Raw genomic sequence first — 19,981 nt, forward strand, 5'->3', positions numbered from 1 at the left:
GTGAAGCGGTGTTTAGGCAAACCAACAAACAGACGCAAGCAGGTTTTTGAAAGTTTCATGAAATGAACGGAAGAAAGCCTGTAAGGCATTACAAAATAATGATTTTACGCGCGACCCAAAACCCGCCCCCACGCCACCCGGCGACGAATCACAAAGCGCGACGCCAGAATCGCCAGAATCACGGCCAGCCAGAAGAACGGCTCACGCTCGTTCACCTTCACGGCCCAGACCCAATGCATGCCGACAAGGATCGCGGCCGGATAGACCAGCTTGTGCAGCTTGCGCCATGATTGCCCGCCCAACCGCCTGATCGACAGGTTATTGGACGTGATCGCCAGCGGCAGCAGCATCACGAATGCCAGCATCCCGAACAGCAGATAGGGACGCTTGATGATATCCCGCCCCATCTGGGCCCACAGAAAGCCCATATCCATGACGATCCACGCCAGAACATGGGGCAGCGCATAGGCAAAGCACAGCACCCCCAAGGCCCGGCGAAAGCGCATCAACGATATGCCGGTCAGGCGCAGCAGCGGCGTCACGGCCAGACCCGCCACCAGCAGGTAAAGCGCGGTCCGTCCCAGACGATGCTCGATCGACTGGATGGGGTCTGCCCCCAGGCCACCCGTGAAGGTGTCCCACAGCAGCAGCGCGAAGGGCAACGCCCCGGCCAGCCAGATGACCGGCACGGGGATGCGGCGCAGGATGTCGTTGATGGCCGCGATCATCAGTAGTTCTCCGAAAGGTCCATGCCCGCATACATCTGGGCCACCTGATCGCCATAGCCGTTGAACATCAGGGTCTCCTCGCGGCCTGCGAACAGGCCCGCACCCACGCGGCGTTCGGTCGCCTGGCTCCAGCGGGGGTGATCGACGTTCGGGTTCACGTTGGCGTAAAAGCCGTATTCCGACGATTGCAGCTGTTTCCAGGTGTTCAGGGGTTGAGTGTCGGTCAGGGTGATGCGCACGATCGACTTGATCGACTTGAAACCGTATTTCCACGGCACGACCAGCCGGATGGGCGCGCCGTTCTGGTTGGGCAGCACTTCGGAATAAAGCCCCGTCGCCAGGATGGTCAGCGGGTTCATCGCCTCGTCCAGGCGCAGCCCTTCGCGATAGGGCCAGTCCAGGATGGCACGCTGCTGGCCGGGCATCTCCTCGGGGCGGACAAGGGTTTCGAAGGCCACGTATTTGGCGCCCGGCTGCACGCCCACCTTGTTCAGGACCGAGGCCATGGGCACGCCCAGCCACGGGATGACCATCGACCAGGCCTCGACGCAGCGCAGGCGATAGATGCGTTCCTCCAGCGCATTGTCGGGCGCGATATCCTCGACGCCATAGCTGCCGGGGCGATCGACCATGCCGTCGACCTGCACCGTCCAGTCGGCGGTGGTCAGGGCGCCTGCATAACGCTTGGGGTCTTCCTTGCCGGTCCCGAACTCATAGAAGTTGTTGTAGCTGGTGATTTCTTCGAACGTGTTCGGGGCCTGATCGGTCGAATATTGCGAGGGCTTGCCCGACAGCGCCAGCGCGGGCCGACCCATCAGCGCGGGGGCCGCCAAGGCGACGGCGCCGGCCGCCATGAACTTGCGGCGATCCATATAGATCGCCTTGGGGGTTACGTGGGACCAGGTCAGCTTCATGTCATCCTCCGGATCTGTCGGGCGCGTGGGCGCAACCCGTGCATCATTACACATGCACGCACGCCATGGTGTTCCAGTGCATCACATTCGGTTGACACTTCGCGGCCAAGGGCCGGAACGTTACAGGTCAGTCGGCCAGAATCTGGTCCAGAAAGGCCGCACCAAAGCGTTCCAGGCGCGCATCATCCAGATGGCGACCCAACGCATCCAGGCTCTGCGGCTTGTGTTCCGCGATGCGCCTGATCTGCTGGGTCGTGCAGGACAGGGGCTTGTCGATGCCGTCCTCGCCGCGCTGCAGGCGCAGCTGTTCTTCCTGCAGCCGGTCGAACAGCTGTCCTTCGGGGCGTCCCGCCAAGGCACGGCGGGCCGGATGCATCTGCGGCTGGTCGCCCGCGATCACCGACAGGAACTGCTGGCCATAGCTTTCCAGCTTCTTGGCGCCGACGCCGCTGATGCCCGCCATGTCGTCGATGTTGCGGGGGCGACGCTCGGCCATCTCGATCAGGGTGCGGTCGGGGAAGATGACATAGGCCGGCACGCGCGCGGCCTCGGCCAGTGCCCGGCGCTTGGCCTTCAGGGCCGACAGCAGTGGCTCGTCCTCCTCCGAGACCTGGGTACGCAACACGTTGGCGCCCTTGGTCCCCTGGGTCGTGTCCTGGCGCAGGGTGACGGTCTCGTCGCCGCGCAGAATGGGATGGGCGGCCTCGGTCAGATGCAGCGCGCCGTGGCGTTCGGGATCGGGGCGGCACAGGTCCAGCCCCATCATCTGCCGGAAGATCGCCTGCCACTGGCCCTTGCCGAAGTCCTTGCCGACCCCGAAGGTGGGCAGCTGGTCGTGGCCGCGTTCGCGGACCTTCTCGGTCTGGTTGCCGGTCAGCACGTCGATCAGATGGCCGCTGCCGAACCATTCGCCGGTACGGATGATCGCGGACAGCGCCTTCCTGACCGCCATCGTGCCGTCGAACAGCTTGGGCGGGGTCTGGCACAGGTCGCAATTGCCGCAATCCTGCGCCACCTCCTCGCCGAAATAGGCCAGCAGGCGGCGGCGGCGGCATCCCGTCGCCTCGGCCAGGCCCAGCAGGGCGTTCAGGCGGGCGTGGTCGGCGGTCTTGCGGGCCGGATCGGCCAGGCCTTCGTCGACTTGGGTGCGGCGCAGGCGAATGTCGTCGGGACCATAGAGGGTCAGCGTATCGGCAGGATCGCCATCGCGCCCCGCGCGGCCGATCTCCTGGTAATAGCTTTCGATGCTCTTGGGCAGGTCGGCATGGACCACCCAACGGATGTCGGGCTTGTCGATGCCCATGCCGAAGGCCACCGTCGCCACGACGATCAGCCCGTCCTCGCGCTGAAAGCGGCCTTCCGCCTCGCGGCGGGCCTCGGCCTCCATGCCGGCGTGATAGGCGATGGCGGGATGGCCTTCGTCGCGCAGGGCCTGGGCCAGCGTCTCGGTGCGGGCGCGCGATCCGCAATAGATGATGCCCGACTGGCCGCGGCGACCCTCCACATAGGAGGTCACCTGCTTGCGCGGGCTGTTCTTGGGCTGGAAGGCCAGCCGGATATTGGGGCGGTCGAAGCCGCGCAGGAAGGTCACAGGTTCGCGGCCGTCGAACAGGCGGGTGACGATCTCGGCCCGGGTTTCCGCGTCGGCAGTGGCGGTGAAGGCCGCCAGCGGCACGTCCAGCGCCCGCTTCAGATCCCCGATGCGCAGATAGTCGGGGCGGAAATCATGGCCCCACTGGCTGACGCAATGCGCCTCGTCGACCGCGATGGCGGTGACATTCGCGCGGCGCAACAGGTTCACCGTCCCGCCCGAGGCCAGCCTTTCCGGCGCCATGTACAGCAGCTTCATCTCTCCGGCCTGCAGGGCCTGGAAGACGGCGTCGGTTTCCTCGTCCGTGTTGCCGCTGGTCAGGGCTCCTGCATTGACGCCCGCCGCGCGCAGGGCACGGACCTGATCGCGCATCAGCGCGATCAGCGGCGAGATGACGACCGTCACCCCGTCCCGCATCAGCGCCGGCAGCTGGAAGCACAGCGACTTGCCGCCGCCGGTGGGCATGATGGCCAGAACATCGCGCCCGCCGGCCACGGCCTCGACAATCTCCTGCTGACCGGGCCTGAAGCCGTCAAAGCCCCAGACCTGACGCAGCAGATCATCTGATGCCAGGTCCCGTGCCATCATACGCCGTAGAAGAAGCCCGCATTGTTGGCCAAGGCCCGCTGCGCGATGATGATCGCGATGAAGACGATCAGGGGGGCCAGATCCAGCCCGCCCATGTCGGGCAGGCGGCGGCGGATGGGGGAATAGATCGGCTCCAGCAACCGGTTAAGACCATCCCAGATCTGGGCGACCAGCGGCTGGCGCAGGTTCAGGACCTGGAAGTTGATCAGCCAGGACATGATGATGTGGACGATCATGATGAACCACAGAACCTGCAGGATCAGTTGCAGCGCCTCGTAAAGCGTTCCCATCGTCGCGTCCTTCTTGTCTAATTGGCAATTCGGCCCCTGTATGCGTGTCCGGCCCGCAGGACGCAAGCGGCTGCGACCCCATGCCGCCGCGTCCCGGTTGACGACATCGCGATCCGGGGCCACGCAAAGGGGCAAACGAAAGGCCCCGCATGTATCCGCTGATCCGCTTCGCCAAAGAGCTGTTGAAATTCCGCAACGCGCCGCCGTTGCCGCCCACCGGCACGCATGTGTCAACCCATATCTGCTGGCCTTGGGACCTGGACCCCTGGATCGAGTTGAACAACGGCCGCACCCTGACGCTGTTCGATCTGGGCCGCATCCCGCTGGCGCGGCGCACGGGGATGATCCCGGTCCTGCGCGCCAACAACTGGGGGATCACGGTGGCGGGCAATTCGACCCGTTATCGCAGGCGCATCCGGGCCTTCGACCGCTTCACCATGCTGTCGCGGATGGTGGGTTGGGATCACCGCTTCGTCTATATGGAACAGTCCATGTGGAGAGGCGGCGAATGCTGCAACCAGGTGCTGATCCGCAGCGCCATCACCTCGGCCAAGGGAATCGTCCCCCCGGCCGAGGTCGTGCGCGCCCTGGGTCACGACATGGAAAGCCCCGCCCTGCCCGATTGGATCACTGCCTGGATCGCGGCGGATGCCGAACGCCCCTGGCCCCCCGCCATCCCCGAGGATGCGAAACTTTCCTTGCCACTCTGACGCGCCGGGGGCCTTATGTCCCCAAGCCGGAACACCGGCACGGGACAGGGGGACGCGATGAACCGCAAGCGCATCTGGGGGTGGTGGTTCTTTGACTGGGCCAGCCAGCCCTTTCACACGCTGCTGCTGACCTTCATCTTCTCGATCTATTTCGCCGAGGTCGCGCGCCGCCATTTCGTCAGCCTGGGCGACAGCGCGGGCCTTGCGGGGGCCAATGCGCAGGCGCTGTGGGGATACGGGCTGTCGGTGGCGGGGGTGATCATCGCCCTGCTGGCGCCGGTGCTGGGCGCCATCGCCGACAGTTCGGGCCGCCGGATGCCCTGGGTCTGGCTGTTTTCGGCGCTGTATGTCGTCGGATCGGCGGGGCTGTGGTTCCTGATGCCCACGCAGCCCGCGCTGATCCAGGCCGTGGTGCTGTTCGGCATCGGGCTGATCGGGGTCGAATTCGCGACCATCTTCACCAATGCCATGCTGCCATCGCTGGCCCCCCGATCCGAGATCGGCCGCCTGTCCGGATCGGGCTTCGCCTTCGGATACCTGGGCGGCGTCGTCTCGCTGGCGGTGATGCTGGCGCTGTTCGCCGAAACGCCGGGCGGGCGGACGCTGGCGGGCATCCCGCCGCTGTTCGGGCTGGACCCGGCCCTGCGCGAAGGCACCCGCTTTGTCGGGCCCTTCACCGCCATCTGGTATGTCGTCTTCATGCTGCCCTTCTTCCTGTGGGTGCGCGACCCGCGCGGGGCCGCGCGTCCCATCCGCGTGCAGGCGGCGCTGCGCGACCTCTGGGCGCTGGTGCGCAGCCTGGGACATCGCGACAGCCTGCGGAACTGGCTGATCTCGTCGATGCTGTCGCGCGATGCGCTGAACGCGCTCTACGGGTTCGGCGGGGTCTATGCGGGCACGGTGCTGGGCTGGCCGGTCTTTCTGGCAGGGATCTTCGGGGTGGTCAGCGCGATCTCGGCGGCGGGGATCAGCTGGCTTGGCGGGCGGGCCGACCGCCGCTTCGGGCCGCGCCGGGTCATCGCCCTGTGCATCCTGGCGCTGACGGCGGTCTGCACGATCCTGGTCGGTATGGACCGCGACGCGATCTTCGGCATCGCGGTACCGGCGCAATTGGTGCTGGCGGGCCTGCGCCTGCCGGACCTGGTGTTCTTTGTCTGCGGCGCGGTGATCGGCGGGGCGGGCGGCGCCCTGCAGGCGGCCAGCCGCACGATGATGGTGCGCCACACGACCCCCGAACGCGCAACCGAAGGCTTTGGCCTTTACGCGCTGTCGGGCAAGGCCACGGCCTTTCTGGCCCCCTTCCTGATCGCAGTGACCACCGATCTCAGCGGCAGCCAGCGCATCGGGTTCCTTCCGCTGATCGTGATCTTTCTTGTCGCGCTGGTTCTGTTACGGTGGGTCAACCCGGAAGGAGAGTCATACCCGTGATCCGCAAGACCCTGACGACCGCCGCCATCCTGATCGGACTGGCAATGCCCGCCACCGCGCAATCGCTGGCCAAGGACGTGTTCGGCTATGCCCCCGGACCGACCGGCGGCACCCCCGCCGCCTTCGGCACTTATAACAAGGGCTGCTTCAACGGCGGCGTCCAGATGCCGGAAAGCGGCCCCACCTGGCAGTCCATGCGCCTGTCGCGCAACCGCAACTGGGGTCATCCCGACCTTGTGAACTTCCTGCAGGGCCTGTCACAGGCCGCCACCAAGATGGGTTGGAACGGTCTCTATATCGGCGACATGAGCCAGCCGCGCGGCGGCCCGATGCTGACCGGCCATGCCAGCCACCAGATGGGGCTTGATGCCGATATCTGGATGCTGAAACCGCAAAGCCTGTCACTGAGCCGCCAGCAGCGCGAGAATATCTCCTCTGTTTCGGTCGTGGCGTCGAACGGGCTGGGCATGTCGGGCTATTGGACGCCGTCCCATGCGGCGCTGATCCAGTCGGCGGCGATGGACCCCCGCGTCGACCGCATCTTCTTGGACGCGGCCATCAAGGACGCGATGTGCAAGGCCAACGGCAATCGCGGTTCCTGGCTGCAAAAGCTGCGCCCGACGCCGAATCACGACTATCACTTCCATGTCCGCCTGAACTGCCCCGCGGGCAATCGCGGCTGCACCAACGGGGCCACGCCTGTCGCGGCCCTGTCGGGCAACGACAATGGCTGTGGCGCGGCGGCGCAGGAACTGGCCTATCGCGCCAACCCCTCGTCGCGTCCCAAGGGCGGGCCCGGAAACCCGAACTATCGCCACCCCCGCACCTATCAATTGGCTGAAATGCCGCGCCAATGCCAGATCATCGGCACCGCGCGCTAGGCGCCATCCTGTCGTCGCTGCTGTTCGCCGCGCCTGCCAATGCAGGCGCGGTTCTTGATTACGTGGGCACCTATGTCTGGTCCCGCGAGGAAGACAGCTTCGGCGGCTTTTCCGGGATCGAGATCAGCCCGGATGGCAGCGAATTTCACGCCCTGACCGACCGGTCGCACCTCTACTGGGGACGTGTCCGGCGCGATCCGCGCGGCATCGTGCGCGACATGGTCGTGGCGGGGCGCGCGCATCTGCAGGACAGCAAGGGCGACCCCCTGCCGCCGGGCTATATCGGCGACAGCGAGGGGCTGGCGATCGGCACCCGGAACGACATCTGGATCAGCTTCGAGGGGCTGGACCGCATCGCGCGCTATGACGACCCGGACCGCCCCGCCGTCACCCTGCCGCGCCCGCCGGAACTTCCCGGCATGGGACAGAACACAGGCCTCGAGGCGCTGGCCATCCGCCAAGACGGCACCGTCTTCGCTATTCCCGAACGATCCGCCGATCCCGAAACGCCCTTCACCGTGCTGTCCTTTGCCGATGACGCCTGGTCGAAGCACACGACCATCCGCCGCGATCCGCGCTGGCGACCCGTCGGCGCCGATTTCGGTCCCGACGGCTGGTTCTATCTGCTGGAGCGCAACTTCCACGGCATCCTGGGCTTTTCGTCGCGCATCCGGCGCATGCACCTGACCCCCGGCCAGGCGCAGGACGACGAGATCCTGCTGGAAACCAAGCCGCTGCAATATGACAACCTGGAAGGGCTGTCGGTCTGGGATGACGGGACCGGAATGCGGCTGACGATGATCTCGGACGACAACTTCCTGTTTGTCCAGCGGACCGAGATCGTCGAATACCGCCTGCGCGCCGAAGACGCGTCGCCACGGGAAAATTGACAAGGGGGTGCGGGCGCGCCTATGGCACCCGCTGCCCATGCCCGATCCGGGCCGGGCCGAGTTCTTCCGTAACCTTGTAAAACGGAAACAATGCTGATGACCCGCTTTCTGCCCGGCATCCTTGCCATGGCCGCCATCGTCGTGGCCTCGAACATCCTCGTGCAGTTCACCGTCGCCGACTGGCTGACCTGGGGGGCCTTCACCTATCCGCTGGCCTTCCTGGTCACCGACGTGATGAACCGCGTCCACGGCCCCCGGGCCGCACGCCGAGTCGTGGTGGCCGGTTTCGTCGTGGGCGTCATCTGCTCGCTGATCGCGGCCCAGATGGACGCGACCACCCTGCGCATCGCCATTGCCTCGGGGGCGGCCTTCCTGACCGCGCAGCTGGTCGACATCGCCATCTTCGACGCGCTGCGCGGCGGGCGCTGGTGGCGGGCGCCCCTGGCCTCGACGCTGGTCGGGTCGGCGCTGGACACGGCGCTGTTCTTCGGCATCGCCTTCGCGGCCGTCCTGCCCCATGACATCAACACCGGCTGGTCGTCGGAAGCCGTTCCGCTGCTTGGTCAAGGACCGGTCACCGCGCTGTGGGTTTCGCTGGCAGTTGCCGACTGGCTGGTCAAACTCTGTCTGGCGATACTGGCCCTTGTGCCCTTCCGGCTGATCGTCCGCAATTTGTTGGGCGATGCACGCAAAAGCTGATTGACAGAATCTGGATATGTGGCAACCTCGGCCTTACAACGGCAAACTTTTGAAAGGAGGTGGTCCAGTGTCTAGAGTGATATTGGAGAGAGGTGTCGGAACAGTCTGGGGGGCCGTGGCCTGAGGGCAGTCCTGAAGGTCGTAAACCCTGATTGGGACCGGACGGGTTTCCATCCCTAACCGGACCATCTCCGTGGAACTCGCGGGCCGCCGTATCTGGGCGGTCCGTTTCCAGTTCGGCCAACCGGGCTTTTTCCCGGCTGGTCGCACAGAAAAAAGGGCGGTCCGATCGGACCGCCCTTTTCCGTTCTATCTGCCGCGGCTGGCGCGCATGGCACCCACGACGATCGCGGCCCAGGCCACGGCTGCCGCCCACCACAGGCCGCCCCCGATCAGCGCCATGCCGATCAGCCCGGCCTGTACCACGTAATAGGCCATGGTGATCAGCGTCTTGCGGATCAGGTCCCCCTCGCGGTCGGTCAGACCCACGGTGGCGGATGCGGCCACGACGTTATGCACGCAGATCATGTTGCCCGCCGCACCGCCGACCGCCTGCAGCACCACGACGACCGTGACGCCCGCCAGGTCCAGCCCGATGCCTTGCGCGGTCGAGAACTGGAACAGCGAGAACATCATGTTCGACACCGTGTTCGACCCGGCGATGAAGGCGCCCAATGCGCCGACAATCGGGGCAAAGATCGGCCATGACGCCCCGGTCGCCGCAGCCATCCCTTCGGCCAGGGTGATGGGCATGGATGCCATCCCCTCGGATCCCGAATTGATGAAGACCTGCACCATCGGCACTGCCAGCAGCAGCGCCGGGGCGGCCGCCAGCATCGTCTTGCCGGAAATGGCCCAGGCCCGACCGTAATCGCGCCCACGCATCCGGAACAGCGCGACCGAGATCAGCGAGGCGACGATCATCACGCTGCCCGGCGCATAGAGAAACTGCGCCGACGCGTTGATCCCCGATCCGAACAGGTCGCGAAAGGCGATAGTCGTGGACGGCCCCGTCAGCCATGCCTTCAAGGGCGCAATGGTGCGGGTCAGGACCAGCAGCACCGCGACGATGACATAGGGCATCCAGGCCGTCAGCAGGGATATCGGCCGCCCTTCGGGGCCCAGATCGGCCTCCTCGGGGTGGACGCTGCCCTGCCAGCCATCCTCCCACTGGTCGCGGGGCGGGAACTGGAAGCTGTCCGAGGGCATGAACCAGCCCGCCCGCGCCGCCGGCACCACGATCAGCAGCCCGATCAACCCGCCCAGCAGCGACGGGAATTCCGGCCCCAGGACGCGCGCCACCAGCAGATAGGGCAGCGTGAAGGCCAACCCGGCGAAGATCGCGAACTTCCAGGCACGGAACCCTTCGGCAAAGCTGCGGCTGGCCCCGAAGAACCGAGTCAGCATCCCCACCATCAGCAGCGGGATCAGCACGCCGATCAGCGCATGGACCAACGCCACTTGGGAAGCCACGACCGGCACGTATTCCGCCACGGTCATCGGCGCGATGGCCGTGTCCACCGCCGCGCTGTTCGACAGGCCGGTGTTGATGCCCACCAGCATGGGCGTGCCCACCGCGCCGAAGGATACCGGCGTCGACTGGATGATCAGCGTGACCATGACAGCCGCCATGGCCGGAAAGCCGATCGCCAGCAGCAGCGGTGCCGCCACCGCGGCCGGCGTCCCGAACCCCGAGGCCCCCTCGATCATCGAGCCGAACATCCAGGCGATGATGATCGCCTGGATGCGGCGGTCGGGCGAAATGTCGGTGAAGCCGCGCCGGATGGTGCGGATCGCCCCCGATTCCTGCACCGTGTACAAAAGCAGGATCGCCCCGAACACGATGTAAAGCAGCGTCACCGCCGTCACCAACCCGTTGACCGTGGCCCCCGCGATTCGCGCGATGGGCGCACCCCACAGCACCAGCGCCAAGGCGACGGTGACCAGATAGGCCGCCAGCATGGCCAGCTTGGCCGACCGCCGCATGACGACCAGCAACACGAAAACAATCGCGACGGGCAACGCCGCCGCGATGAAGTATATTCCCTGTGACACCTCGTCTCCTCCTCGATCTGTCCGGATCAGTCGAGGCGCCCCCTTCAACCAAAGCAAGAAAAAACCGGCCCGAAAAACGGGCCGGTCGCAGGACGTGTCAATTCCGTCTCGTGCTTAGGTCTGAGGTCAGTCCCGCCGGATGGCGATGGCGATGCCCTGACCGCCGCCGATGCACATGGTGATCAGGCCCGTTCGCCCGCCCGTCCGCTCCAGCTCGTGGATCGCCTTGACCATCAGGATGGCGCCGGTCGCACCGACCGGGTGACCCAGTGCGATGGCGCCACCATTGGGGTTCACGCGTGCCGGGTCCAGACCCAGGCCCTTGTTCACGGCCAGGGCCTGGGCGGCGAAGGCTTCGTTCGATTCGATCACGTCGAAATCCGACGCCTTCAGCCCGGTCCGGGCCATCAGCGCCTCGACCGCGGGGATCGGGCCGATGCCCATCACCTCGGGGCGCACGCCGGCCACGGCATATCCCAGGATCCGCGCGCGCGGCGTCAGACCCGCGCGTTCGGCGGCATCCGCCCGCGCCAGCACCAGCGCCGCCGCACCATCGTTGATGCCGCTGGCATTGCCTGCGGTCACGCTGCCGCCTTTCTGGAAGACGGGTTTCAGGCCCGCCAGCTTTTCGGGGCTGGTCTCCTTGGGATGTTCGTCGGTGTCGAAGGCGACCATGCCCTTGCGAGTCTTGACCTCGATCGGGACGATCTGGTCCTTGAAATGGCCCGCTGCGATGGCCGCCGCCGCGCGGCGCTGCGATTCCATCGCGAATTCGTCCTGCTTTTCGCGGGTGATGTCATGTTCGGCGGCGACATTTTCCGCCGTGACGCCCATGTGGCCGGTGCCCATCGGGCAGGTCAGCGCGCCGGTCATCATGTCCAACATCATCTGATCGCCCATCTTGGCGCCGAACCGGGCCGAGGGGATGACATAGGGCGACCGGCTCATGCTCTCGGCGCCGCCGGCGATGGCGAAATCGGCGTCGCCCAGCATCAGCGCCTGCGCGGCCGACACGATGGCCTGCGCGCCCGATCCGCACAGGCGGTTCACGTTCATCGCGGGGGTGGTATGGGGGATGCCCGCCTCCAGCATGGCGACGCGGGACAAATACATGTCGCGCGGTTCGGTGTTGATGACATGGCCGAAGACCACCTGCCCGATCTGGTCGGGCGCGACGCCAGCACGCTCCAGCGCGGCGCGGGTGACGGTGGCGGCCAGCTGGATCGGCGGAATGGCGGCAAGGCTGCCCCCGAAGGTGCCGATGGCGGTGCGGGCGCCGGAAAGGATGACGATATCGTTTGCGGACATGGCGGGCCTCCTCTTGGTTCGGGGGCAGAATAGGCGCGACGCGCGTCCCGGCAAGCATGCGGCGATGTTCCGTCGCGGAACGCGGCTTTTCGCAGCCTGCAAATTGCAGGCGGCCCGCCAAGGCGCTATGCTGTGCGGGAATAACGAACATGAGGCGACGCATGACACAGACCGGCCCCCGGCTGCGCATCAAGCTGCGGCTTGAATACGATTCGCCGCTGATCCTGGGCCCGGGCAAGGCCGAACTGCTGTCGCGCATCGCACGCCTCGGCTCGATCTCGGCCGCCGCGCGCGAGATGGGCATGAGCTACAAGCGCGCCTGGACCCTGGTCGAGGAGATGAACATCGCCTTCGCCCAGCCCGTCATCGACAGCGCCCGCGGCGGCCCCAAGGGCGGCGGCGCGACGGTGACCGAAACCGGGCAGAAGGTGCTGCAGCATTACCGCGCGCTGGAAACCCTGCTGCTGGATGCGGGGGCCACGGATCTGAACGCCCTGAACGATCTGCTGCGCCCCGAGGGCAGCAGCTAGGCCGGGTCCCGCCCATCCACCGGCTTTGTGATTTCAACGCGGCGGTTTTTTCCGTATGATCATGAAAAAACGAACAAGAGAGCAGGACGAGGGCAGGATGAACACGCTTTTGAAGCTGGCCATTGTGGGGCTGGTCGCCTCGTGCGGTGGCGGCAACTACAGCGCGCCGCGCCAGTTGAACAACGCTTGCGCCATCGCGGCAGAGCGTCCGGCCTATCTGCGCGCCATGAAAAAGACCGAACGCCGCTGGGGTGTTCCGGTCCATGTGCAGATGGCCACGATGTACCAGGAATCGAAATTCATCGGCGATGCCCGCACCCCGCATCAATACGCCCTGGGCGTCATTCCGATCGGTCGGCAAAGCAGCGCCTTCGGCTATTCCCAGGCGCTTGACGCCACGTGGGAGGAATACCAGCGCAAGACCGGCAACCGGCGCGCCAAGCGCGACAACATCCGCGATGCCACCGACTTCATGGGCTGGTACATGGATGGCAGCCAGAACGCCCTGGGCCTGTCCAAACGTGACGCGACATCGCAATACCTGGCCTATCACGAAGGCCGCAGCGGCTTTGCCCGTGGCAGCCACCGCAGCAAGGGCTGGCTGATGCGCGTCGCCGCCCAGGTCGGCCAAAGGTCCGAGATGTATCGCCAGCAGCTGATCGCCTGCCGAAAGGCGTGATCTTCGCCGCTTGACGCGACCGCCGCATCAAGGCCTTCTGTTGGAAAAACAGGGGGACAGTCATGTACAATGTCATCGGTACCGCGAAAAGCCGCGCCTTCCGCGTGTTGTGGATGCTCGAGGAACTGGGCCAGCCCTATTCCCACATCCCCGCCAATCCGCGCAGCGACGGCGTCGCCCAGTTCAACCCGGCGGGCAAGGTGCCGGTGCTGATCGACGACGGCACGCCCATCACCGATTCCACCGCGATCCTGACCTATCTGGCCGACCGCCACGGCCAGCTGACCCACCCCGCAGGCACGCTGGATCGCGCGCGCCAGGACAGCCTGACCCAGTTCCTGCTGGACGAATTCGACGCAGCCCTGTGGCTGGCCGCCCGCCACAGCTTCATCCTGCCCGAGGAAATGCGCCTCAGCGCCATCAAGAACACCCTGCGTTGGGAATTCGAGGCCAGCCAGAAGACCTTGGTGAATCGGATGGGCGAAGGCCCCTTCCTGATGGGCGACAAGATGACAGTGCCCGACATCATCCTGACCCATTGCCTGTCCTGGGCCCTGGGCGCGCGCTTCCCCATCGTGGAACATGACCTGACCGTCTATCTGGACCGCATGCGCGAACGCCCCGCTCATCAACGCGCCTCGGCGCTCTAGGCCCCGGTAAGGGCGCGCGCGGCAGCCATCCCCGCGCGGCGCCCGCTGTCCAGACAGGCCGTCAGCAGATAGCCACCCGTCGGCGCCTCCCAATCCAGCATTTCTCCGGCGACGAAGACTCCGGGCAGGGCACGCAGCTGCAGGGTATCATCCACCGCCTCCCGCATGATCCCACCGGCGCTGGAAATGGCACGTTCCAACCCCATCGGACCGTCGTGACGCAACGGCAGCGCCTTGGCCCGCACGGCCCATCCGGCCGCATCTGCCGGCAGGGGTTGCCCCCATTCCAGCAACAGCGCCACCTTCACCGGATCGCCCAGGATCCGGCGCAGCCAGTTCCCCAGCGACAGCTTGCCACGCGGCCGGGCAAACCGTGCCGCAAGGGCTGCCGCGTCCAGGTCGGGGGCCAGATCAACCCGCCCCTCGGCCCCGTCGCGCAGCGACGAGGCCACCTCATAGACGCCGCCACCTTCGATGCCATGCCGGGTGATGACCCATTCACCGCGACTGACTGCACCCCCCGCATGGATCGCCACGCCCTTGACCGCCGACCCTGTGACCCGCGCCATGGCATCGGTCCAGCCGACATGAAACCCCATATTCGCGGGCCGGAACGGCGCAATCGGCACGCCTGCGCCCGCCAGCATAGGCACCCAGGCGCCATCCGACCCAAGCCGAGGCCAACTGGCCCCGCCAAGCGCCAGAACCGCAGCATCAGCATTCACCGTCAGATGGCCGTCCGGCGTCGCAAACCCGAAACCGCCCTCCAGATCGACCCACCGCCAGCGCGTCCGCAATTCGACCCCGCCAGCCCGCAGTCGGACCATCCAGGCCCGCAGCAGCGGAGACGCCTTCATCCCCACCGGAAACACCCGCCCCGAGGACCCGGTGAACATCGGCACGCCCAACCCCTCGGCCCAGGCCATCACTTGGGCGGGACCAAAGGCTTCTCCTTTGTCCAAATACCCCGGGGTCCGGGGCAGCGCCCCGGCGACCTTGCCCCAGAAGGCCGCGTCCGGCTCGGATTTCGTCAGGTTCAGGCCGGATTTTCCCGCCATCAGGAACTTGCGGGCGGGCGTCGGCATGGCCTCGGTCACGACGACACGCCGCCCCTGCCCCATCAGCGTCTCGGCGGCCATCAATCCAGCAGGACCTGCGCCAATGATCAGCGCATCGACCCGTTCGGTCACCGCCGACCCCGTGGCTTCATCGCCAGCCGCAACAGGGCGCGTTCAACCAGGGGCATCTGCGGCGCGCGGCTGGCGCTGCGCAGCGTCATGTCGGCCTGCAGCAGGGTCGAGACCGCCTCCTCCAGCGGCCCCATCCCCCAGCTTTGCGCCTGCCGCGCCATCCGGTCGCGCCGCGGGCCAAAGATCGGCGGACGCGCCCGCGCCAAGGCCACCCCCGGCCCCGCAGGGTCCGCCGCCGCCAGATGCAGCGCGCGAAAGTGGCGCAGGGCCGCGATGCACAGTGCCACCGGCGAAATCCCCTGCCCCTCGATGCGCCGCATCAGCGGGCCGAAATCACCCTCGCGGCGTTCGGCAACGACATGGATCAGCTCGTCCAACTCGGCCTCGATGGTCGCGGGGGCCAGCATGGCGATCTCGTCGGGGGTCAGCGGCGCGGGGTCCTGGTATTTGTACAGCCCGATCTTTTCGATCGTCTGGCGCAGATCGCCGGGGTCCAGCGCACGGGCCAGCAGCATCATTTCCTTCATGGCATCGCGCGGCACCTCGTACAGGCCGACATCGGCCAGCCAGCGCGTCACCTCCTCGGGGCCCGGCGGATCGTCATAGATCGGCGCGGTCACAGCCTGTCCATGCGTCTCGAACAGCTTGCGCAGCGCCGAGGATTTCGACAGTCCACCCGCCGCCACCACGATCACCGCATCGCCCTGACGCCAATCGGTCAGGGCCGCGCGGATCGCATCGGCGGCGGAATCGGGTGTGTCATCCAGCAGAACTACCCGGGGACCGGGAAAGAAGCCCACTTCGCGCACCGCATCAATCAGCTGGGCGGGGTCCTTTTTCAGGCCCGCCCCCGGCATCCGGGTCAGGCGCATCTCCTCGTCGGCCTTTTCGCCGACCAGCGCCTGCACGGCCTCGGCCCGCTTCATCGCCACCCGCATCGGGTCCTGGCCATAGATCAGCAGCCCCGGCCGCGACGGATCGGGGCGCGACAGATAGCGCGAGATCTCGCCGCCTTTCAGCAGCATGGCACCCTCATTCCGGCAATTTCGACGCCGCCGCCAGCAGGCGCGTGACAACCTGGTCGGCCAGCATCAGCGCCAGCCGTTCCCGCGCCCCGCCTTCGGCCGCCAGGGTCGAGACCGTCGTCCCCGTCGTCGAATAGGAGGTAAAGCTGCTGACCCGCCCCTGGGTGATGACCTGCCCGCCCGGACCGGTCAGCGTAAAATCGGCGGTGCCGTTCAGCGAGTAGCGGGTCGTCACCTCGTCGGGGGTGATGGCTTGGGCCGCGACGGTGGCGCTGATGCGGTAATCCAGATCATAGACCGCCGCGTCATCCGGTCCGATCCGTTCGGCCAGCCGTTGGTTGAAGACAAAGTCCAGAGGCGTGTCCGGATCGCGCGGGCGCACCTTGCCGAACAGCTTCGTCCCGCCGCCCCCCGGTCCATAGACCGGGGTCAGCCCGCAGCCCGCCAGGACCAGGGCCGCACCCAGGCCCAGCAGGACCGCGCGGCGAGACAGGCGGTCAGGCAACGACATTTACAATCCGTCCGGGCACCACGATCAACTTCTTGGGGGCCGCCCCTTCCAGGAAACGCTGCACGGTCTCATCGGCCAAAACCAGAGTTTCGATCCGGTCCTTGGGCATGTCCTTGGGAACCGTGATCTCGGCGCGGCGCTTGCCGTTGATCTGGATGGGCAGGGTCACGCTGTCATCCTCCAGCATTGCGGGATCGGCCTTGGGCCAGCCGGCATCGACCACCATGCCCTCTCCGCCCGATTTCGACCAGACCTCTTCGGCCAGGTGCGGTACCATCGGCGCCATCAGTTGGGCGATGATGCGCAGCGCCGCCCGGCGGGCCTCGCCGCCCGCGCTGGACTTGCCGACGGCATTGGCCAGTTCGTAAAGCTTCGCGACGGCCTTGTTGAAGGCAAAGCCCTCGATCGCGCGGGTCACGTCGGCGATGGCGCGATGGGCGGCGCGGGTCAGTTCCAGATCCTCGCCCCCGTCGGCAGGGGCCTCGTCGGCCAGACGCCAGACGCGGGACAGGAATTTGTAGGCAGCCTCGGCCCCGGCGGCGGTCCATTCGACATCACGCTCGGGGGGGCTGTCGGACAGCATGAACCAACGCGCGGTATCGGCGCCAAAGCTTTCGACGATGTTCACCGGATCGACGACGTTCTTCTTCGATTTCGACATCTTGGCCGAGGGGATCACCGTCACCGCCCGCCCATCGGCCAGCTTGCCGTCCGTCACATCCTCGGGCAGGTGATAGACGGGCCGGTCGCGGTCGTCGCGCGTCATGTAGATTTCATGCGTGACCATGCCTTGCGTGAACAGGGCGTCGAAAGGCTCCTTGGCCTTTTCGGGCAGATGGCCGGTCTTGACCATCGCGCGGGCGAAGAAGCGCGAATAAAGCAGGTGCAGGATCGCGTGCTCGATACCGCCGATATACTGGTCGACATTCATCCAGTAATCCGCATCGGCACGGTCGGTCGGCGTCGTGGCATGCGGGCTGGTGAAGCGGGCGTAATACCAGCTGCTGTCCACGAAGGTGTCCATCGTGTCGGTCTCGCGCCGCGCGGTGCCGCCGCATTTGGGGCAGGAGGCCTGACGCCAGGTCGGATGGCGGTCCAGCGGGTTGCCGGGCACGTCGAAGCTGACGTCCTGCGGCAGCAGAACGGGCAGGTTCGCCTTCGCCTCGGGGACGGTGCCACAGCTGTCGCAATGGACGACCGGGATCGGACAGCCCCAATAGCGCTGGCGCGAGATGCCCCAGTCGCGCAGGCGGAACTTGGTGACGCCCTGACCGTAACCCGCGCTTTCCGCATGGGCGATGGCGGCATCGACCGCAGCCTCACCAGTCTGGTCGGCATCGCCCGCGAAACCGCGGACATAGGTCACGGTTTCCGTCTTGGTCGGCACGAAGGGTGCCTTGGAGACCAGCTCGTCGGCCTGATCCTGCGTCATCCCTGGCTGGCCGAAGGTCGCACGGATCGGCAGCCCGTATTTCGTGGCAAATTCATGGTCGCGTTCGTCATGCGCCGGGCTGCCAAAGATGGCACCGGTGCCGTAATCCATCAACACGAAATTCGCGATCCAGATCGGAAGATGCCAATCGGCGTCCAGCGGGTGGGCGACGGTCAAGCCGGTATCGAAGCCCAGCTTGGGCGCGGTCTCGATCGCCTCCTCGGTGGTGCCGATGCGGCGGCATTCCTCGCGGAAGGCCTCAACCTTGGGGTCGTTTGCGGCCAGCTCCTTGACCAGCGGATGATCCGGCGACAGCGCGACGAAGCTGGCCCCCATCAGCGTATCGGGTCGGGTGGTATAGACCTCGATCCGGTCAAAGCCCGCGGGCGCATTGACGGTCGCGAATTCGAACTGCAACCCGCGCGACTTGCCGATCCAGTTGGCCTGCATCAGGCGCACCTTTTCCGGCCAGCCCGACAGACCGTCCAGCGCGCCCAGCAATTCGTCCGAGTAATCGCTGATCTTGAAGAACCACTGCGTCAGCTCGCGCCGCTCCACCGTGGCACCCGACCGCCAGCCCTTGCCGTCGATGACCTGTTCGTTGGCCAGGACGGTCATGTCCTCGGGGTCCCAGTTCACCTGCGCCGACTTGCGCGTGATCAGGCCCGCCTCCAGCATGTCAAGGAACATCGCCTGCTGCTGGGCCACATAGGCGTCGTCGCAGGTGGCGAATTCGCGGCTCCAGTCGATGGACAGGCCCAGGGGCTTCAGCTGTTCGCGCATGGTGGCGATGTTGGCATAGGTCCAGTCGCGGGGATGCCCGCCCTGTTCCATCGCGGCGTTTTCGGCGGGCATGCCGAAGGCGTCCCAGCCCATCGGGTGCAGCACCGAAAACCCCTGCGCGCGCTTGAACCGCGCCACCACGTCGCCCATCGTATAATTGCGCACATGGCCCATGTGGATGCGCCCCGAGGGATAGGGGAACATCTCCAGCACGTAATATTTGGGGCGTTCGTCGCGGATGGCGGTAAAGGTGCCGGCCTCGGCCCAGGCCTTCTGCCAGTTGGCTTCGCTTTCGGACGGGGTATAGGGCATGGGTCAACCTTCGGGCATTTGCGTTGCCACGCGGTTTATACCCCAGACATGGGCGGGTCCAGTGTCCAGACCGACCCGCCGATCCAAAGGCGGGCGACCGAAAGGCGCCTGCCCTTACAGACGGCCGTCCTGGATGCGCAGCTGGCGGGCGCGGGTCAGGATCGCGTCCTCGACCGCGCGCACGGTGCCGGGTTCGACCGCCGCCCCGCCCGGCCCCTGCAGCGACAGGCGCAGGCTGCGCGCGTCCAGCGCCGGGTCGCTGACCTGGATCGTCGCGCGATAGGACCGGCCACCGCCGGGGGGCGTGCCGTAACCCGTCTGAATCACGCCGGTAAAGGGATCGACCGTCTGCACCGGCAGAAAGTTCAGCACCTGAAGGCTGGCGTTCCACAGATATTTGTTCACGCCGACCGTCGCACTGGGGTTTTCCGACCGCAGAAGCACGTCCTGAATGCGGGTCACGCGCTCGGGCTCGCGCGGCGAGGCGCGTTCGGCCGTCCCGCCACAGGCGGCCAGTCCGGCGCAAAGCGTCGTGACGATCATCAGGCGTGCGGCGCGTGCGGTCTTCATGCTGTCCCCCGGGCGTATTTCGCGTGGGCCAGCTTTAACGCGGAACGACCGCCCGCGACAAGCACCTTGGCCACGGGCCGCCGCCGCCACCCCCGGCCACGCCTAAGCCCTGCAAAACGCGGGGTTCCGCGATCACGGAAAGGTGTGGCGGTTGTGCATCACAGGGTCGGGGAAACCCCCGGGGGGCCGGTGATTCCGTTGCATCACGATTTCGAAA

General features: G+C 66.5%; 19 protein-coding genes. 8 read left to right on the forward strand and 11 right to left on the reverse strand.

Annotated elements, in window-relative coordinates; all coding sequences use genetic code 11:
* Positions 1–104: 104 nt before the first annotated feature.
* The 4 genes from DKT70_RS14460 to DKT70_RS14475 form a co-directional block, all read right to left on the reverse strand.
* Positions 105–728, reverse strand: coding sequence for a protein-methionine-sulfoxide reductase heme-binding subunit MsrQ (locus tag DKT70_RS14460; protein ID WP_111559807.1), 624 nt, complete (start codon positions 726–728; stop codon positions 105–107).
* Positions 728–1,642, reverse strand: coding sequence for a protein-methionine-sulfoxide reductase catalytic subunit MsrP (gene msrP / locus DKT70_RS14465; protein WP_111559808.1), 915 nt, complete (start codon positions 1,640–1,642; stop codon positions 728–730). The genes DKT70_RS14460 and msrP overlap by 1 nt, the downstream gene beginning before the upstream one ends.
* A 127-nt stretch (positions 1,643–1,769) precedes the next feature.
* Positions 1,770–3,818 carry a DNA helicase RecQ gene (gene recQ, locus DKT70_RS14470; RefSeq protein ID WP_111559840.1) on the reverse strand — a complete coding sequence of 683 codons (2,049 nt, stop codon included), beginning with the start codon at positions 3,816–3,818 and terminating at the stop codon, positions 1,770–1,772.
* On the reverse strand, positions 3,818–4,111 hold the full coding sequence (locus DKT70_RS14475) for a YggT family protein (protein ID WP_111559809.1): 294 nt from the start codon (positions 4,109–4,111) through the stop codon (positions 3,818–3,820). Before DKT70_RS14475 ends, recQ begins: the two co-directional genes overlap by 1 nt.
* 149 nt (positions 4,112–4,260) lie before the next feature.
* Between DKT70_RS14475 and DKT70_RS14480 the strand changes: the two genes are divergently transcribed.
* The 5 genes from DKT70_RS14480 to DKT70_RS14500 all read left to right on the forward strand — a co-directional run bounded on the left by DKT70_RS14480 (position 4,261) and on the right by DKT70_RS14500 (position 8,719).
* Positions 4,261–4,821, forward strand: coding sequence for an acyl-CoA thioesterase (locus DKT70_RS14480; protein ID WP_111559810.1), 561 nt, complete (start codon positions 4,261–4,263; stop codon positions 4,819–4,821).
* A 57-nt stretch (positions 4,822–4,878) separates the two neighbouring features.
* Positions 4,879–6,249 (forward strand): MFS transporter, encoded by a 1,371-nt coding sequence (locus tag DKT70_RS14485; protein WP_111559811.1) that lies wholly within the window; start codon positions 4,879–4,881, stop codon positions 6,247–6,249.
* Positions 6,246–7,130 (forward strand): penicillin-insensitive murein endopeptidase, encoded by an 885-nt coding sequence (gene mepA, locus DKT70_RS14490; protein ID WP_111559812.1) that lies wholly within the window; start codon positions 6,246–6,248, stop codon positions 7,128–7,130. Before DKT70_RS14485 ends, mepA begins: the two co-directional genes overlap by 4 nt.
* The gene (locus tag DKT70_RS14495) at positions 7,103–8,020 is read left to right on the forward strand and encodes an esterase-like activity of phytase family protein (protein ID WP_111559813.1); all 918 of its coding nucleotides are present in this window, start codon (positions 7,103–7,105) and stop codon (positions 8,018–8,020) included. The genes mepA and DKT70_RS14495 overlap by 28 nt, the downstream gene beginning before the upstream one ends.
* A gap of 96 nt (positions 8,021–8,116) precedes the next feature.
* A complete protein-coding gene (locus tag DKT70_RS14500) occupies positions 8,117–8,719 on the forward strand; it encodes a queuosine precursor transporter (protein ID WP_111559841.1) in 603 nt (200 codons plus the stop codon).
* A gap of 309 nt (positions 8,720–9,028) precedes the next feature.
* On the opposite strand, the gene DKT70_RS14505 is transcribed toward DKT70_RS14500, so the two are convergent.
* Together DKT70_RS14505 and DKT70_RS14510 are read right to left on the reverse strand one after the other, a co-directional pair.
* Entirely contained in the window at positions 9,029–10,774 is a 1,746-nt protein-coding gene (locus tag DKT70_RS14505) for an L-lactate permease (RefSeq protein WP_111559814.1), read from the reverse strand.
* A gap of 126 nt (positions 10,775–10,900) precedes the next feature.
* A complete protein-coding gene (locus DKT70_RS14510) occupies positions 10,901–12,082 on the reverse strand; it encodes an acetyl-CoA C-acyltransferase family protein (protein ID WP_111559815.1) in 1,182 nt (393 codons plus the stop codon).
* Positions 12,083–12,243: 161 nt separating this feature from the next.
* Here DKT70_RS14510 and DKT70_RS14515 point away from each other — a divergent pair, with 161 nt between their 5' ends.
* The 3 genes from DKT70_RS14515 (at position 12,244) to DKT70_RS14525 (ending at position 13,941) form a co-directional block, all read left to right on the forward strand.
* Positions 12,244–12,612 carry a winged helix-turn-helix domain-containing protein gene (locus DKT70_RS14515; protein WP_083554355.1) on the forward strand — a complete coding sequence of 123 codons (369 nt, stop codon included), beginning with the start codon at positions 12,244–12,246 and terminating at the stop codon, positions 12,610–12,612.
* A 97-nt stretch (positions 12,613–12,709) separates the two neighbouring features.
* Entirely contained in the window at positions 12,710–13,291 is a 582-nt protein-coding gene (locus tag DKT70_RS14520) for a transglycosylase SLT domain-containing protein (protein WP_111559816.1), read from the forward strand.
* A 62-nt stretch (positions 13,292–13,353) separates the two neighbouring features.
* Complete coding sequence (locus DKT70_RS14525) at positions 13,354–13,941, forward strand: glutathione S-transferase family protein (protein ID WP_072297548.1); 588 nt, start codon at positions 13,354–13,356, stop codon at positions 13,939–13,941.
* On the opposite strand, the gene DKT70_RS14530 is transcribed toward DKT70_RS14525, so the two are convergent.
* The 5 genes from DKT70_RS14530 to DKT70_RS14550 form a co-directional block, all read right to left on the reverse strand.
* Positions 13,938–15,131, reverse strand: a complete 1,194-nt coding sequence (locus DKT70_RS14530) for a BaiN/RdsA family NAD(P)/FAD-dependent oxidoreductase (protein WP_111559817.1) — start codon at positions 15,129–15,131, stop codon at positions 13,938–13,940. The genes DKT70_RS14525 and DKT70_RS14530 overlap by 4 nt on opposite strands.
* The gene (gene holA / locus DKT70_RS14535) at positions 15,128–16,156 is read right to left on the reverse strand and encodes a DNA polymerase III subunit delta (protein WP_111559818.1); all 1,029 of its coding nucleotides are present in this window, start codon (positions 16,154–16,156) and stop codon (positions 15,128–15,130) included. Before holA ends, DKT70_RS14530 begins: the two co-directional genes overlap by 4 nt.
* A gap of 7 nt (positions 16,157–16,163) precedes the next feature.
* The gene (gene lptE / locus DKT70_RS14540) at positions 16,164–16,667 is read right to left on the reverse strand and encodes an LPS assembly lipoprotein LptE (protein WP_111559819.1); all 504 of its coding nucleotides are present in this window, start codon (positions 16,665–16,667) and stop codon (positions 16,164–16,166) included.
* On the reverse strand, positions 16,654–19,194 hold the full coding sequence (gene leuS / locus DKT70_RS14545; protein WP_111559820.1) for a leucine--tRNA ligase: 2,541 nt from the start codon (positions 19,192–19,194) through the stop codon (positions 16,654–16,656). Before leuS ends, lptE begins: the two co-directional genes overlap by 14 nt.
* Positions 19,195–19,308: 114 nt before the next feature.
* Complete coding sequence (locus tag DKT70_RS14550; RefSeq protein WP_111559821.1) at positions 19,309–19,764, reverse strand: DUF3576 domain-containing protein; 456 nt, start codon at positions 19,762–19,764, stop codon at positions 19,309–19,311.
* Positions 19,765–19,981: the final 217 nt, after the last annotated feature.

The sequence above is a fragment of the Paracoccus sediminilitoris genome, from assembly GCF_003259195.1.
GTDB lineage: Bacteria > Pseudomonadota > Alphaproteobacteria > Rhodobacterales > Rhodobacteraceae > Paracoccus > Paracoccus sediminilitoris.

What these genes read in the sequence shown, in the direction of transcription:
- DKT70_RS14460 (WP_111559807.1), bottom strand. Translation starts at nt 728, where the DNA reads ATGATCGCGGCCATCAACGACATCCTGCGCCGCATCCCCGTGCCGGTC.
- msrP (WP_111559808.1), bottom strand. Translation starts at nt 1,642, where the DNA reads ATGAAGCTGACCTGGTCCCACGTAACCCCCAAGGCGATCTATATGGAT.
- recQ (WP_111559840.1), bottom strand. Translation starts at nt 3,818, where the DNA reads ATGGCACGGGACCTGGCATCAGATGATCTGCTGCGTCAGGTCTGGGGC.
- DKT70_RS14475 (WP_111559809.1), bottom strand. Translation starts at nt 4,111, where the DNA reads ATGGGAACGCTTTACGAGGCGCTGCAACTGATCCTGCAGGTTCTGTGG.
- DKT70_RS14480 (WP_111559810.1), top strand. Translation starts at nt 4,261, where the DNA reads ATGTATCCGCTGATCCGCTTCGCCAAAGAGCTGTTGAAATTCCGCAAC.
- DKT70_RS14485 (WP_111559811.1), top strand. Translation starts at nt 4,879, where the DNA reads ATGAACCGCAAGCGCATCTGGGGGTGGTGGTTCTTTGACTGGGCCAGC.
- DKT70_RS14495 (WP_111559813.1), top strand. Translation starts at nt 7,103, where the DNA reads ATGCCAGATCATCGGCACCGCGCGCTAGGCGCCATCCTGTCGTCGCTG.
- DKT70_RS14500 (WP_111559841.1), top strand. Translation starts at nt 8,117, where the DNA reads ATGACCCGCTTTCTGCCCGGCATCCTTGCCATGGCCGCCATCGTCGTG.
- DKT70_RS14510 (WP_111559815.1), bottom strand. Translation starts at nt 12,082, where the DNA reads ATGTCCGCAAACGATATCGTCATCCTTTCCGGCGCCCGCACCGCCATC.
- DKT70_RS14515 (WP_083554355.1), top strand. Translation starts at nt 12,244, where the DNA reads ATGACACAGACCGGCCCCCGGCTGCGCATCAAGCTGCGGCTTGAATAC.
- DKT70_RS14520 (WP_111559816.1), top strand. Translation starts at nt 12,710, where the DNA reads ATGAACACGCTTTTGAAGCTGGCCATTGTGGGGCTGGTCGCCTCGTGC.
- DKT70_RS14525 (WP_072297548.1), top strand. Translation starts at nt 13,354, where the DNA reads ATGTACAATGTCATCGGTACCGCGAAAAGCCGCGCCTTCCGCGTGTTG.
- holA (WP_111559818.1), bottom strand. Translation starts at nt 16,156, where the DNA reads ATGCTGCTGAAAGGCGGCGAGATCTCGCGCTATCTGTCGCGCCCCGAT.
- lptE (WP_111559819.1), bottom strand. Translation starts at nt 16,667, where the DNA reads ATGTCGTTGCCTGACCGCCTGTCTCGCCGCGCGGTCCTGCTGGGCCTG.
- leuS (WP_111559820.1), bottom strand. Translation starts at nt 19,194, where the DNA reads ATGCCCTATACCCCGTCCGAAAGCGAAGCCAACTGGCAGAAGGCCTGG.
- DKT70_RS14550 (WP_111559821.1), bottom strand. Translation starts at nt 19,764, where the DNA reads ATGAAGACCGCACGCGCCGCACGCCTGATGATCGTCACGACGCTTTGC.